Source organism: Pedobacter rhizosphaerae (assembly GCF_900111155.1).
Classification (GTDB): domain Bacteria; phylum Bacteroidota; class Bacteroidia; order Sphingobacteriales; family Sphingobacteriaceae; genus Pedobacter; species Pedobacter rhizosphaerae.
Genome location: NZ_FOGG01000018.1, coordinates 74782 through 89024 on the forward strand (window position 1 = coordinate 74782; position 14243 = coordinate 89024).

The following is a 14243-nucleotide window of genomic DNA, read 5'->3' on the forward strand; positions in this document are numbered from 1 at the left end:
TTATTCGTATTATTTATTTGAGGGGGCTTTGCCAAATGCTTTCTTATAAGCATAAGAAAAGTGCGACATGTTTACGAAACCCAACTCCAGGTAAACCTTTGTGGGCCGCTGAAACTGCTGCTCAATCAGGTATCGCGCCTCAGCGAGGCGTTTTTGAAGCAGCCACCTGCCTGGCGTAACCTGGAAAAGTTTTGCAAAATCCCTTTTAAAGCCAGACAAACTTCTTCCCGTAAGAAAAGCAAACCTTTCCAATGGAACATTGTAGCGGTAATGTCCATTCATAAAGGCTTCCAGGTCTAGTTTTCCTGGATCACTGAATTCAAAAAGCATGTGTTTGATATCCGGATCACTTTCTGCAAGAATTAATATTAGTTCTTTTGTTTTTAGGCGCAAGAGACCATTATCCAGATTTGCGCTTCCGAGGTAAGGCTTAAGGGTAGCTACAAAACTTTCTAAAAAACCGTTACTGTTTATTAATTTTACCCCCTCAGCCCGATAGTGTCCCCGAGGCTTCAGCTCATATCCTGCGGAAATCTCCTTCAACGTTGCCTGGTCGATGTGGATCGCGATTGATCTGAATCCTTCTGATTCGGTGAGCTTAACAAATTTGGTTAACTGGTTACGCTTAAAAAACCGGTAATCACCAGCCTTGAACAAATATTTTTTTTCTCCAATCCATACCTCGTGGCTACCACTAATGATGTAGCTAAAAATATGGTCGGCTACCATAGCTTCTCCTTCTACATTTTTACCGTAATATTCATTCTGTATAAGTCTTGGTGCTGAAAGGGGATGTTGATTTTGTGAGGACTGCATAACATTGAAATTTTTAGCGGCACTTGTACCACCGATTGTCAATACAAATTTCGAAATATTTAAAATACCAGGCTTTGTTCAAAAGTCCAATTTTGTTTGTTATAAAGCTCATTTCTATAACATTAGAACGGTAGCACGTTCCTATCAAAGAAACTTTGACGGTAAAATATAGTACATAAATTAGCGCAGCTGCATCCATCAGCTGTGCAAAACCATCACTAAACTATTCATGATTCAGATCCCTCTCAGATCCGATATCCTATTCTCAGATAATTACTTTCGGTTCCAGAAACTCCTTCATAACCTAAATGCCATATCCCGGCCCAAAACAGCGTCTTTATATCCGACAAAAGGACAATTGAATCGCGCATGGAGTAACTTAGCAAAAATTTCATTCCGGCATATCCGCCTAAGGCACAGCTTACCAAGCCTACAATACACTTAAAATCAGAAAATTAACATCACAAATCTCCATATTGAAGAAAAAACAGAGAGAAATTATTTTTATTTTACAATTTTGTTAAACAAAAATGAATAATATAATTTACCTTTGTCAAATCATCAAGAATAGTTAGAGAAAGTCGTTTCTATGAGTATAACAATTAAATCCCTGTCTTACATCCATCCTGATAATGAGGCCCTCTTTTTAGACTTAAACCTCAACCTTAATAGTGGAGAAAAAGCTGCGCTGGTGGGTATTAATGGTGTAGGAAAATCTACGCTGCTGCAAATGATTGCGGGCAACATCAGGCCAACTTCCGGAGAAATTTCTTTTAATGAAAAACCTTGGTATGTACCGCAGCACCTGGGCGAGTATGATAAGTTAACAATTGCAAACGCGCTTAGGGTGGATAAAAAATTAGTTGCCTTGCGGGCTATCCTTGACGGAAGCGCAGAGACGCAGTATTTTACAGACCTGGATGATGACTGGGAGATAGAGAAAAAAGTAGAAACTGCGCTACAAAAGTGGGGACTTGAAAATTTCAGTCTTGACGAAAAAATGGGAAATTTAAGCGGTGGGCAGAAAACAAAAGTCTTTCTGGCCGCGCTAGACCTGCACGATCCGGAGCTCATTCTCCTGGATGAGCCTTCTAACCACCTTGATGCCCGTAGCCGAAAGAAACTATATAACTTTATTTTACAGCGTAAGGCTACTATGCTGGTGGTGAGCCATGACAAATTACTTTTAAACCTGATGAACAAAACCCTTGAGCTGAGCAAAAAAGGAATAGCTGTTTTTGGAGGTAACTTTGAATTTTACCAGCAGCAGAAAGAAGAAAAAGTAAATGCGCTCCAGGCACAGCTTAGTGAACAGGCTAAAACCTTAAAACAGACGGAAAAAAAAGCCCGCGAAGTTGCTTACAAGAGACAGTTACAAGAATCCAGAGGTAAGTCGGCCGGACAAGGCAATTCTATGCCACGAATTATTGCCGGAGGACTTAAAAGCAAATCAGAACGAAGCACAGCAAAAATTATCGATGCACATCATGATAAAATATCCGGTCTTGCTGAAACCATGCGGGAAACGAAATCGCAGATTTTACAATATCAGGTACTCAAAATCAATATTGCAGCATCTGATCTCCACCCGGGGAAAGTCCTTGCTGAGGCGGAAAACATCAATTTTGCTTACCGTTCGAAACCTTTATGGAATAACCTTAGCTTTCAAATCCGTTCGGGAGACCGCGTACACATTGAAGGTGAAAATGGTGCCGGAAAAACGACTTTACTAAAAATTATTACACAGCAGCTGCAGGCATTGGAAGGACATTTTAGCAGTGCTGATTTTTCTTATCTTTACCTCGACCAGGATTATACCCTGATTGATCCCGAACTTACGATATACGATCAGGTGCAGTATTTTAATACCGGGGGGTTACAGGAACATGAAATAAAGGCATTGCTCATCTATTCACAGTTCGATGCGGCATCTTTCGATAGGAAATGTGACGGATTGAGCGGCGGAGAGAAAATGAAACTTTCGCTATGCTGCCTTTCCGTAAGCAACCGGGCCCCTGATATCCTGATATTGGATGAGCCGACAAACAACCTTGATGTGCAGAGCCTGGAAATCCTCAGCTCAGCAATTAAAGAATTTGAAGGGACGCTATTGGTCATTTCGCATGACGGATATTTTATAAATGAAATAGGGATAAATAAGCGCATCACATTAAGTTAGAAAAAATGCCACTCAAAAACACAGGCACAGAAAGCCTGATCAAAGAAACCGCCAAAAGACTTTTTTTTGCGGAGGGGAAACTCCACGCCACTACGCAGGAGATAGCGGATGCTGCAGGCGTAAACCGCACATCTCTCCACTACTACTTCCGTTCCAGAGATTTACTTCTTGAAGCGGTATTCAAAGAAGCGATGCAAGGACTTAGCCTTCGGCTGGCTGAATGCATGGAAGCAGAAAAACCATTTAAAGAAAAAATCGAGAACCTTATTGAAGTGTTTTTGAAAGATATGATCGCTTTTCCCTATCAGGAAACTTTCCTGGTAACCGAAATCAATACCCTGGGAAAAGAACTAATGGGCAATATACAATCTGGTCCCATACAAACTTTTTTAAAAGATGTACGTACAGAAATGGATAAGGGAACCCTTGAGGAAATGGATCCTATCCATTTTTTAATGAACCTCTTCTCCCTATTGTCTTATCCTTTGATTATGGCACCACTCTATCGTCAGCTATTCCAAATCTCGGTGGAGGATTTTGCCATTTTAATCAATCAGCGTAAGGAAATGATATTAACAATGCTTTTCAAAAAGAATTAAGCTATCCTTTTCAAAGAAATTGAGCCTGTATCATAAATTAAATTTCGATCTAAATCTGTCACGTTGAGCCCGTCGAAACGTATCGGGAGGCTCAGTATAACGATCGGTCTTTATGATACAGGCTCCATTTTCATAATCCTTAAAACTATTTTTCTAAGAAAGCATTTGCAGCTGGTACAAATTGCTCGTAGTTCTGAGTAAAAGCAGAATGACCTGAATCTGGATAAATAATCAGCTTCGCATCAGGAAAACTCTGAGACATATTAATGGCATTGATTACTGGTACGGGAAGATCATTTTCACCTTGAACAATTAATACTGGTTGGGTAATCCTCTTCAGCTCTGCCAGGGCATTTGGATATGGCTGAGCCCATCCCAATACTGCAGTTAGTTCCGCCAAGCTTCCTTCCTGACTTAAGGGAATATCTCTGTTTAAAATACGTTTTTGTACCCTTGCCCAGGATTGCTTACCAGCTGCCTGACTGGCCGCTGAAGAGGTAAATCCAAATTTTAAAAAGCTTTCTTCCGGACTAAGTCCCGCAGCGGCAGCCAGAAGGTTTGGAAGATTAGAAAGCCCCTGACTACCTTTGGGGCCTGTACCAGTTAATATAATTTTATTTACCAGCGCTGGTTCGGTAAGGGCAATTTGCTGACTAACAAAGCTACCCATCGAAAATCCCATTAAGTTAACCTTACCAACTCCAAGCGCTTTAATAAAGCTAACTGCGCTTTTAGCCATGTCGGCAATATTATCAGGCGTTTTTCCATTCGTAGCGCCTACCCCCTGAATATCAAAAATAATAACTTTGTTCTTCTGCGCGATGCCATTGGTAACAGCAGGATCCCAGTCGTCCATTGATCCGCCTAAAGCAGATATCATGAGCAGTGGTGTTCCCTCCTGATCTCCCAATACCCTATAAGCATACTTAATATCACCCGATGTTACAAATTGCGTAACGGCAGTTTGATGATAGTCTTTTGCAACCAGCTCAGGTTCCGATACTTGATCAATATCTTTCTTACAGGAAGCCAAAATTACCCCCAGGCTGAGAACCAAACAAACTCTTTTCATTAATTGAAATTTACCTTTCATTTTCATAGATTTTCTTTTTTTAAATTGATATGCCGAAAATAGCCAGCTGCACAATATCCTTTAAGCAATTAGGGCGCAAAACAGACAAAAAGATCCTTGAGTAAGACAAAAAGCTTGTTCATTTATGACGTTAATTAATACAGCCTGTGGCTTTTTCAAAATGCAGCATTTCCGACTGGCAATTCTATTATTCTTTTATGTAAAGGGTTACACAGAATCAAGCACAATTTTTGGGTAAAAAAAATTACGCAAAATTCTCTCTTCAGGCTTTATGCACACTTCAAGAGGATTACCATAAGAATTATAGCCACTAAAACAATTCATTATACAGATACAAATTGCACAAAAGTTGACATTGAATCCTCAAGCATTGCATCTCATTAATTAATATTCTTTATTTGAGCAGTGATTAGCTATTGATACAATGGCACACAGCCAAACGAAATTAATTACCAGTGAGATTAAATTAGTATCCCTCAGGGTTAAATAAAGCTGTAAAACTTATAAAAAATGAAACCTGATACAACGCTTATTCATTCCGTGTGGGATAATTCGAGTCATTTTATTACCAAAACTGATAATGAGAAAAATGACATTGACATAGATTACCTCCTCGCCTCAATTTTCAGTAATGGCCCATTCTATTTCTATGTTGTAGATTTCTTTAATAGAGAAATCAAGTACATCAGTCCTGGCGTAGAGGAAATACACGGATTACGACCTGAAAAAACTACTTTTCAAGATATATTGGATTGTATCCATCCAGATGACATGGCTTTTGTTGCAAAGGCTGAAGAAACCATGATGAAAGTGTTTTATGAGACATTAGGAGTTGAAAAATATAAAAAATATAAAATGTCTTACTGTTTTAGGTTCAGGACAAAAGATGGTTCCTATCAAATGTTTAACCATCAGGCCATATTGCTCGCAACAGACGAACATGGAAGAGGTGCAAAGTCATTAAACATCCATACCAATATTAGTCACCTAACCTCTAAAAACAATTATCAGATATCAGCTATTGGTATGTTTGGCGAACCTTCCTATCTGAATATCGATACAAAAGATCATACTCTTTTTCCCAATCCCTCACAGCCCATATTTACTAAAAGAGAAATCGAAATCATTAGGTTGCTTAGCCTGGGTTTAACGAATATCAATATTGCAGACAAGCTCTATATTTCTTTCGAAACTGTAAGAACCCATCGAAAAAACATCCTGCGTAAATCTAAAAGCAAGAACTCCGGCGAACTCATTTCAAAATGCATAACCAATGGCTTAATTTAGATTCTGCTTAACAATTGGATAAGAATCTTCGTCCGTATTCAACATTGAAACTTCTTCAAAAAAAAAAAATCGGGTTAATCCAAAAAACCTGAAAATAAAGGTATAAACCCACCTAATCCACAAAATTCGACACAAAAATACCCCGACGGGGGTATTGCCAGCATTTTATAGTCTCGTTAGTTTAGTCTAAAACAAACTAAAAAATTATGAAACTAAAATTATTACTCACTATTGCCGGGCTTATGGCTACTTTTGGAGCATTTTCACAGGAGCGCTCAGTATTTCGTTCAGGTTATTTAAGATTGGGAATAAATCAACTTGGCAAGGCGCTCGACAATAATCTGTCCCCAAAAGGAAATATTTTTAACAATCGATACGGAGCGGGCACTGGCTATGTTCTGGAATTCGGGCACATCTATTATTTTAAAAGCAAAAAGAAAGAAACACAGCTTAATTATGGTTTAGATTGGACTATCCTATCCTTAAACTACAATAAAATGGATGAGTGGGGAGCATATGCAAAATCATCACAGGCAGGAAAAGCAGAAATAGAAGGAGAATCAATTGCCGCAGCCATATCTTCAAAACTGGGCCCCACGCTTTCCATAATTCCTTTCAAAAATTCATTATCGATTTACGTTTTCAGGTAGCTCCAACCCTACGCTTTTTTGACTTTGGATACGAGGAAACCTCTCCCAATTCTGATGGGCGCTATTTTTACTTCATTAATGAGAATTCCCCAAGCGGTGAAGATTATGATGGAGAGAGTATTAAAAACCGTTTGGCCTTCGGTGTAGCAACGGGCTTTGGAATAACTTTGCGGCGTAAAGGAATAGGACTATCGCTGGATTACATCACGGGTAAAGTTAAAAGTAACTATGATGCATACGACTCATTAAGCGGGCCAACTTTCGGAAAAGAATCTATCCAGGCCAATACAATGCAGTTCAAACTGAGCTTTACGCTTTAAGTGTTTAATTCAACTCCTTCAATATTCAAGACAAAATAAAATGAGAAAAATACTACTTAGCACGGTTGTGCTCACATTTTTTGCATTATCACTAATATTGGTTCAATTTAGTTGTAAAAAATATGCTGTTGCTCAGATGGCAGCTTATATACTGCCTATAGCTACAAAAACTACCTTGGGAGGGGTTATGGTTGATGGCACTTCGATAACAATAGATAAGGAGGGTAAGATTACAGCAATCCCTGCCCTACTAGTAGGGCAATATGAGTTCGATGAAATTATTTATCTCAAGGAAGATGGAACCAACGACAAGCCTGAGTTCTGGAAAGTAAATCTGGATGGAACAGGCAACGTAAAGATCCCTATTCAATTACCTCCGGATTTGATAATTGAATCCCAGGATGTAGGGTTCAAGCGTACATCATCCAGGATTATTTTCGGGGTAGAAAGCAAAAGTACGGGCACTTTTATATACAGTTGCCTGCTTAATGGATCTGATTTAAAACGCATAGTAGAAGTTGATGGCGACTATGTTCTATAAGTTAAAATCGCTTTAAACAGACCCACAAATAACTTTTCGCTATGCAGATAAACACTAATAACCTAAACCTGGTCGGGGTTGATGGAACCAAACGGATGGCCAAATCATCAGCGATACCAGATATCTTGATTTGTTGATCGTCTTTTTTATTAGCCTTAAGTAATCATTCATTACCTCAATACGGAGATAACCTGGGGAATATCCCCAGGATTATCAGATTGCGCAAAATCGGCCGTATGAGATCGGCCAATTTCTAAACCAAATAAAGCGCAATTATTATGTTTTGCCCTTCCTAAGAAAGGCTTGTTTGCATACAGCTATAAAGCTTCACAAAAGAATAATAAAATATATGCTTATACTGCCAGTTGAAAATACCTGACCTATTTTTCTAATAAAGCATAGGTACACCACAAGTAGGGACTTTGCCCATGGGAATCTCCTGTATTCCGTGGGCGGTCATAATAATACTGCTTATCATTTTTCTTATTCGTTCCTACACAAACTTCTGCCACATCTCCCTTCTCATTAATATAGGGAACCAAGGCTAACCACCCTTTTCGGGCAGTGCTTGCATATTCTTCTTTATTTAACCATCCACGTTTTACCCCGGTAATTAAAGCGTAGGTAAACATTGCTGATCCAGATGTTTCCGCCCAGCAGTCGGGTTCATCAATTAACTGGTTCCACATACCACTCGGTTTTTGATAGGCCTTCAAGCTTTTCATCATCGTTTGGTAACCCTCAAGTATGCGTCTACGATCTTTATTATCTTGAGGAAGCACACGTAAAAGCTCGGTCATGCCCGCAGCCATCCAACCATTACCTCGTCCCCAGTAGTAAGGCACATCAGGAGCATGGTAAAAAAGTCCATTCGGCCGTTGAAGCTCATCCAAATAGAGAACCATTTCTTTAGCTGCACGATCGATGTATTTTCTATCTCCAGTAGCTTTAAAAGCTTGTGCTTGAACAATAGTAATCATATACATATCATCAATCCAAAGACGCGTTTGCCAGGAATAACCTTGGTCATTCCATTCCTTTTGTTTAGCATTAGCATTTTGTGGAACTACCCATTGCGTGTCTGCATATGGCATCCCCATTTCAAAATATTGCTTATCTTTAGTAATCAGATACAATTCCAGTGGCAGGCTCCCAAACATATTTAAATCTACATGGTTCATTATGGGCAACAACTCCTTCTCCTGGGAAGTCAGCTTCTCAAACCTGGCTTCTAATTGTGATAATAGCTTTTTATCTCTGGTAAGCGCAGCATACTTGAGTGCCCCACTCCAGTTAAAAGTTTCAGGATAACTGATCCATTTTCCGTTATGAAGCATATGTTTTCGATCTAAAAAACGATAAGCAAGACGTTTTCCAACTTCTTTAGGCCCGAACCCTTTCGGGAAGTCTTTCAGCGAATTACTTTGGGCATATAAGAACTGGCAGGTAGTTAGTGTAATTAAAAGGATGAATATTTTTTTACGCATATGATTTATATTTTGGTTAAGTGTTATAAATGGATATTTTGTATCAAACCGAGAGACCTCAGATGGAAAATCGTTCCTCCAGGGCATATCATGTGAACAAGGTTAAACACCGCTAGTCAATGAGGATTCAACTACTCAAACTATCTGATCTAAAGCAGATTACCAGAGCATCATCAGAATCAATTTCTGAAGGAAAAATTTAACAGGCAGGGTTGGGCCATTTATGTTCAGCACATTACCCGACATAATCGCGGCTCGCTCAATACCCGGGATTCTGTTCCAATTTTGCGCCGTTGTTACGTTCAATTTCGGATGCGGGAATGGGCCAAAGGTTGTAGGTTGTTAAAATATCATTATAATACGGATTGAATTTCTTTACCCTTTCGTAAACCAGACCTAATCTCATTAAAGTGATTCTCCTTTTCTCTTCCGAGCCCAATTCGCGCATGCGCTCGTCAAGGATATAATCAATATTCACATTTGATGGTAAAACAGCTGAGGCATTCGATCTGCTACGTACCACATTTATATCGGCGGCGGCATTTCCCAATTGATTCAAACCTAAATAAGCTTCCGCTCTCAAGAGATAGGTTTCTGCAAGCCTGAACATATATTGATCAGCGTAGGTTCCACCTGCACTTGCCTTAAGGAGGAGTTGCGACTTGTCCTGAAACATTCCATCAGGATGGTCTCCAGGAGTGGTTACCTTTGATTGAAAAGGATAAAAATCCCTTCTTGGAACAGTAATACCCGCCGGAGGATTAATTGTTGATATGGTTTGACCAAAACGCGGGTGTGCAGGATTGGTTACTTTAAACTCACGAACAAAATTAAAGGGTGCATTTCGGAGATCATTGTTAAAATCGCTTTGCCAAATTACATCTGAAAAATGTTTGGTAGGAATGGCCCAACCAATCCCTCTGCCACCTGTGTAATCACTGATGGGATAGAGAAAAGGCTGAACGCTGCTTCCTGCAAGCCTGAAGTTCAAAAACTGCGGCGCAAAATGTCTTTCCATTTGATAAGAACCAGCTATGCCTGTTGACACAGTTCCCCCGCCCGGAACATCGGTTTCAAATTGTATTACCCAAAGTCCTTCTTTATTGGTGCCATTTTTCCTATTCTGATTTCCTTTCTGAAAAAGATCCCAATAAACATTTTTGCTGACATCAGATACTTTCACACCAAACCTGGTGGTCATTAGTCCTACATTTGGATTACTGATAACAGTGCTGGCAGCATCTACTGCATTCTGAAATTGTCCGGCAGCAAGATAAACCTCGGATAACAGGTGATAGGCTGCCAGGTTATTAATTTGTCCATCCTGAACCACGTTAATGGCTGGTAAATTTGCAGCTGCAAACTTCAAATCAACAATTACCTGGTCCAATACGGCTGCCTTTGAAGCCCTCACATAATCCGTTTTTGGCGAAACAGCTTCCGTTAAACTCAATGGCACACCGCCATACAGATAAGCAAGTGTTCTGTAAGCCATGCCTCTGAAAAACTTTGCCCTGGCCTCCATTAATGTCTTTTCGGCAGCAGTTAAGGAAGAAGCCGGAAGCCGATCTATAATGGTATTGGATTCAGCAACAATTTTATATAAGGAAGTCCAATGGATTAACGGTATTTCGGTACTTAGCGGCGAATAGGCCGCAACCATGTTGGTATGCCTGGTGGCAGCGGGTTGCCCATCAAAAACGAGATCACAACCGAACACATAATCAAAGGGTCGTTGCTCTCCACTGCTGTAAAATTCGTTCCTAACTCGGCCATATAAGTTATTAACGGAAGCTTCAAAATCCTTAACCGTGATGTAAGCGTTATTGGTTGTTAAAAAATCTAATGGTTCCTCATTCAGGAAAGACTTTTTGCAGGAGAAAGATAAAATTGTAATGGCAGCTATAATTGTTAAAGTTATTTTTTTCATCACTTTTGGTTTAAAATGTAACATTAAGGCCAATTGAATATCCTTTAAATACAGGCCTTCCATCGTTGGTTAGTCCTTGATTGGTTTCTGGATCCCAACCTTCCCAATCTGTCCATGTAGCCAGGTTTCTGCCACTCACAAAAAGATTTAAGTTTTGCAGTTTCAATCGCTCAATCAGTCTTCCTGTAAATTTATAAGCGAGTGAGATGTCTTGTAATCTTACAAAACTGCGATTTTGATACAGGGAAGGATTTAAAGTTGCAGATACAAATGAGCGTGGATATTTACCATCTGGGTTGTCGGGCGACCAAAAATCTATCCCACTTAAATAGTTGTTTCTAATGGAGTTGTCATCGCGGATGAGCCTGGGGGTATTTCCTGCCAGGTAAGATCTATTTCCCCCCTGAACAGAATTTAAGAATATACTGAGGGTGAAATTCTTGTATTGGAAATTGTTTAGCAAGCTGATTCTGTAAGCAGGTGCCGATGATCCTAACACCGCCCGGTAGCTGGCATTAATTAATCCATCTCCGTTTTGATCAACAATACGATAAGTTCCTGCAGAATACCCTGATGGAATCTTTTCACCTATTTGCCATATCCCATCTACCTTATAATCGTAGATTACGGCAGTTGGTTCACCAATAAAAAGACCGCTTTGCGGCAAGTCATCTTCTACACCATCTCCGTTCAGATCCCCTAGTAGTTTAACGACTTTATTAACATTTCTGGCAAAATTCAAGGTAGAAGTCCATTTGAAGTTTGTGCCATTAATATTTTTGGAGTTTAGAGAGAGTTCAATACCCTTGTTGTTCAATTGCCCGATATTGGTAAGGTAGTTATTAAAGCCTGTTAATACCGGTATATTAACTGAATAGAGTAAATCTGTTGTTTTCGTATCATAATACTCAGCTACTCCGGATAACCTGTTTTTAAAAAGTGTAAATTCCAGGCCTAAATTTGCTCCTGTAGTTCGTTCCCATCTTAGATCTGGATTGGGTAATGAATTCACCTGCTGGCCAAGCTCGGTAGAACTGCCATCACCATAAACATAGGCTGCATTTACGCCCACATTGGCCAAGGAAGAGTATCTTGAAGTCTGATTTCCAGCAACCCCGTATCCCAGTCTGAATTTTAAATTATCTACCCAGTTTACTTTAAAAAATGATTCTTTCGAAATATCCCAACCTACTGATAATGAAGGAAAAATGCCATATTTATTATTTTCTGCGAAACCGGAAAAGCCATCTCTACGTACTGTACCAGTAAACAGATACTTGCTGTCATAGCTATAATTAAATCGAAACATCTGATAATTCAAGGCCTCTTTAAAAGCATTTGAAATAGCAAATCTGTTGGTTCCCTGCTGCAAATTATCATAGCCAAGGGTCAGCCGGGAAAAACCTGTCGAGTAAGCTCTTGTATAACTATTCTCCCGTTCTATTGCACCATACAGCAAAGTGCCTGTTAAATTGTGTTTACCTAAAGTTTTGGTATAAGTTAAAAGATTATCGAAGGTATAATCGTAATATGTGGTGTTTTCTTTGGAGGCCTGTCCGGTTAGGTTAGCATCATAAATATTCGAGATATTTTTGAAATCGAGGCGATAGTTATTGCCAAAGCTTATTTTGTAACTCAAGCCTTTAACGGGCAATTGTATATTGGCATAAATATTGGCAAAAAAGTAATTATGACGGTCGTAATCCTTAGCCTGATAGCTCAGTAAGGGATTAGTTAAATTGGTGTTAAAGGGATTAATTTTCAGGCTTCCGTTATTATCCCAAGGTAATATAAGAGGAGACATTAGATTGATATCATTAAAATTAGGCTCTACGCCGTCTTCATTTACAAAAGTTCCAAAAGATTGCAGTCCAATAGTAAGCCAGTTGGTTGCTTTACTTTCAATGTTAGCCCGCAGCGTTTTTCTTTTAAATACATCATTATTGATAAACCCCGAGTTTCGGGTCAAACTTCCCGACAAAAGATAATTTATTTTATCTGTACCACCCGATACGCTGAGTTGGTTATCCACTATTGCTCCTGTTTTCGTGGCTTCATTGTACCAGCTAAAATCATTTGGCAACAGGTTTCCCTGATTATCCTTCATGGATGGATCTACCTTGCTAACCAGATTAAATGCCGGGTTGGGTTGCGTAAAATCGGGAGCAAGAAAGGCCTCATTATAGTACAAATATTTAATATGATCTAAATATTCATCTCTTGCCATTGGTTTTAAATTGATGTTTGGTTTTTGAGTGGCATATTGAGTAGAAAAAGATATCCTGGTTCGACCACTGGCCCCTTTTCTACTGGTTATTAAAATAACACCGTTTGCCGCTTGCGCACCATAAACTGCCGTTGCACTGGCATCTTTCAATACATCTATAGAGGCAATATCATCGGGGTTGATGGAGGTTAGGGAGCCATTGTATTGTACACCATCTAAAATTATGAGTACATTCTGATTTCCTCCCAAGGTATTTTGACCCCTGATATTAATGGATGGCGTTGAACCCGCTCGGTTTACCTGTCCAACATTCAGGCCCGGAACAGTTCCTTGCAAAAGATTGGCTACGTTGGTAGTAGGAGCATTTCTAAAGTCATCTAAATTAGCCCTCACAACAGACCCAGTTACATCTGCCTTCTTTTGTGTGCCATATCCTACTACCACAACCTCATCCAAATCGGCTTGCGATGACTTAAGTACGATATCAATATTTTTTAGGTTGTCAACAATTTTTTCTTGTATGTCATATCCGATATATGAAAAGGTAAGAACGGTCTGTTCATTCGGAACAGCTATTCTATAAAGTCCGTTTTCATCAGTTACGGCTATGGTCGTTCCGTTCTTTATTTTAACAGTGACACCGGGTATTGGGCTTTTGGTTTTTTCATCTGTCACTTTACCGGTAATGGTAATGTCGATAAGATTGTGAACCCAAAGACCCTTTTTCAGCTCTTTGCTTTCCGTAATAGTGCCAGCTGCATTAGCTGAAAAAAAGAAGGCTATTACAAGGACTTGGAAAAAGGTAATGTTTACAATTCTTTGGTGTAGAATTCTATATTTCATAGTTGGTTAGATTATGGTTTAGGATATTTCTGTATACAACCCTATACCAGGGGATTAAGGATGAGTAGGTATTGGACGAAATGATGGCGGCTTCGCAGGGGAGAAACAGTTTGATAAAACACTTTTTTGCATACAATTATCTGTTAACAAAGTGGCTTTTTAAGGCAACATTGTACATTGAAATATTTGGTTACTTGTTCTCAAAGTAAAAGAATGTAGCTCATAAAAACTGTTCATTCTTTTGTCGTTTTATATCATGTTTGAGGGTAAA

Annotated in this window: 11 protein-coding genes; 6 read left to right on the forward strand and 5 right to left on the reverse strand. The window is 39.3% G+C overall.

Going from position 1 to position 14243, the window contains the following annotated elements:
- Positions 1-9: 9 nt before the first annotated feature.
- Complete coding sequence (locus BMX11_RS15040) at positions 10-816, reverse strand: helix-turn-helix domain-containing protein (protein WP_139180195.1); 807 nt, start codon at positions 814-816, stop codon at positions 10-12.
- A 589-nt stretch (positions 817-1405) separates the two neighbouring features.
- On the opposite strand from BMX11_RS15040, the gene BMX11_RS15045 reads away from it, so the two are divergent.
- Together BMX11_RS15045 and BMX11_RS15050 are read left to right on the forward strand one after the other, a co-directional pair.
- Entirely contained in the window at positions 1406-2995 is a 1590-nt protein-coding gene (locus BMX11_RS15045; RefSeq protein ID WP_090885690.1) for an ABC-F family ATP-binding cassette domain-containing protein, read from the forward strand.
- 5 nt (positions 2996-3000) lie between these two features.
- Positions 3001-3594 carry a TetR/AcrR family transcriptional regulator gene (locus BMX11_RS15050; RefSeq protein WP_090885692.1) on the forward strand — a complete coding sequence of 198 codons (594 nt, stop codon included), beginning with the start codon at positions 3001-3003 and terminating at the stop codon, positions 3592-3594.
- Between the two features lie 145 nt (positions 3595-3739).
- On the opposite strand, the gene BMX11_RS15055 is transcribed toward BMX11_RS15050, so the two are convergent.
- Complete coding sequence (locus BMX11_RS15055; RefSeq protein WP_090885744.1) at positions 3740-4666, reverse strand: alpha/beta fold hydrolase; 927 nt, start codon at positions 4664-4666, stop codon at positions 3740-3742.
- A gap of 531 nt (positions 4667-5197) precedes the next feature.
- Between BMX11_RS15055 and BMX11_RS15060 the strand changes: the two genes are divergently transcribed.
- The 4 genes from BMX11_RS15060 to BMX11_RS15075 all read left to right on the forward strand — a co-directional run bounded on the left by BMX11_RS15060 (position 5198) and on the right by BMX11_RS15075 (position 7485).
- A complete protein-coding gene (locus tag BMX11_RS15060) occupies positions 5198-5974 on the forward strand; it encodes a LuxR C-terminal-related transcriptional regulator (protein ID WP_090885694.1) in 777 nt (258 codons plus the stop codon).
- Positions 5975-6180: 206 nt separating this feature from the next.
- Complete coding sequence (locus BMX11_RS15065) at positions 6181-6624, forward strand: hypothetical protein (protein ID WP_090885696.1); 444 nt, start codon at positions 6181-6183, stop codon at positions 6622-6624.
- 131 nt (positions 6625-6755) lie between these two features.
- A complete protein-coding gene (locus BMX11_RS15070) occupies positions 6756-6944 on the forward strand; it encodes a hypothetical protein (RefSeq protein ID WP_090885698.1) in 189 nt (62 codons plus the stop codon).
- Positions 6945-6984: 40 nt separating this feature from the next.
- A complete protein-coding gene (locus BMX11_RS15075) occupies positions 6985-7485 on the forward strand; it encodes a hypothetical protein (RefSeq protein ID WP_090885700.1) in 501 nt (166 codons plus the stop codon).
- 380 nt (positions 7486-7865) lie between these two features.
- On the opposite strand, the gene BMX11_RS15080 is transcribed toward BMX11_RS15075, so the two are convergent.
- The 3 genes from BMX11_RS15080 to BMX11_RS15090 form a co-directional block, all read right to left on the reverse strand.
- On the reverse strand, positions 7866-8972 hold the full coding sequence (locus BMX11_RS15080) for a glycoside hydrolase family 88/105 protein (RefSeq protein ID WP_090885702.1): 1107 nt from the start codon (positions 8970-8972) through the stop codon (positions 7866-7868).
- A 259-nt stretch (positions 8973-9231) separates the two neighbouring features.
- Entirely contained in the window at positions 9232-10902 is a 1671-nt protein-coding gene (locus tag BMX11_RS15085) for a RagB/SusD family nutrient uptake outer membrane protein (RefSeq protein WP_090885747.1), read from the reverse strand.
- A gap of 10 nt (positions 10903-10912) precedes the next feature.
- Positions 10913-13972 (reverse strand): SusC/RagA family TonB-linked outer membrane protein, encoded by a 3060-nt coding sequence (locus BMX11_RS15090; protein WP_090885704.1) that lies wholly within the window; start codon positions 13970-13972, stop codon positions 10913-10915.
- Positions 13973-14243: the final 271 nt, after the last annotated feature.

Coding starts and splice junctions, on each gene's coding strand:
- BMX11_RS15040 (WP_139180195.1), bottom strand. CDS start 816: ATGCAGTCCTCACAAAATCAACATCCCCTTTCAGCACCAAGACTTATA.
- BMX11_RS15045 (WP_090885690.1), top strand. CDS start 1,406: ATGAGTATAACAATTAAATCCCTGTCTTACATCCATCCTGATAATGAG.
- BMX11_RS15050 (WP_090885692.1), top strand. CDS start 3,001: ATGCCACTCAAAAACACAGGCACAGAAAGCCTGATCAAAGAAACCGCC.
- BMX11_RS15055 (WP_090885744.1), bottom strand. CDS start 4,666: ATGAAAAGAGTTTGTTTGGTTCTCAGCCTGGGGGTAATTTTGGCTTCC.
- BMX11_RS15060 (WP_090885694.1), top strand. CDS start 5,198: ATGAAACCTGATACAACGCTTATTCATTCCGTGTGGGATAATTCGAGT.
- BMX11_RS15065 (WP_090885696.1), top strand. CDS start 6,181: ATGAAACTAAAATTATTACTCACTATTGCCGGGCTTATGGCTACTTTT.
- BMX11_RS15075 (WP_090885700.1), top strand. CDS start 6,985: ATGAGAAAAATACTACTTAGCACGGTTGTGCTCACATTTTTTGCATTA.
- BMX11_RS15080 (WP_090885702.1), bottom strand. CDS start 8,972: ATGCGTAAAAAAATATTCATCCTTTTAATTACACTAACTACCTGCCAG.
- BMX11_RS15085 (WP_090885747.1), bottom strand. CDS start 10,902: ATGAAAAAAATAACTTTAACAATTATAGCTGCCATTACAATTTTATCT.
- BMX11_RS15090 (WP_090885704.1), bottom strand. CDS start 13,972: ATGAAATATAGAATTCTACACCAAAGAATTGTAAACATTACCTTTTTC.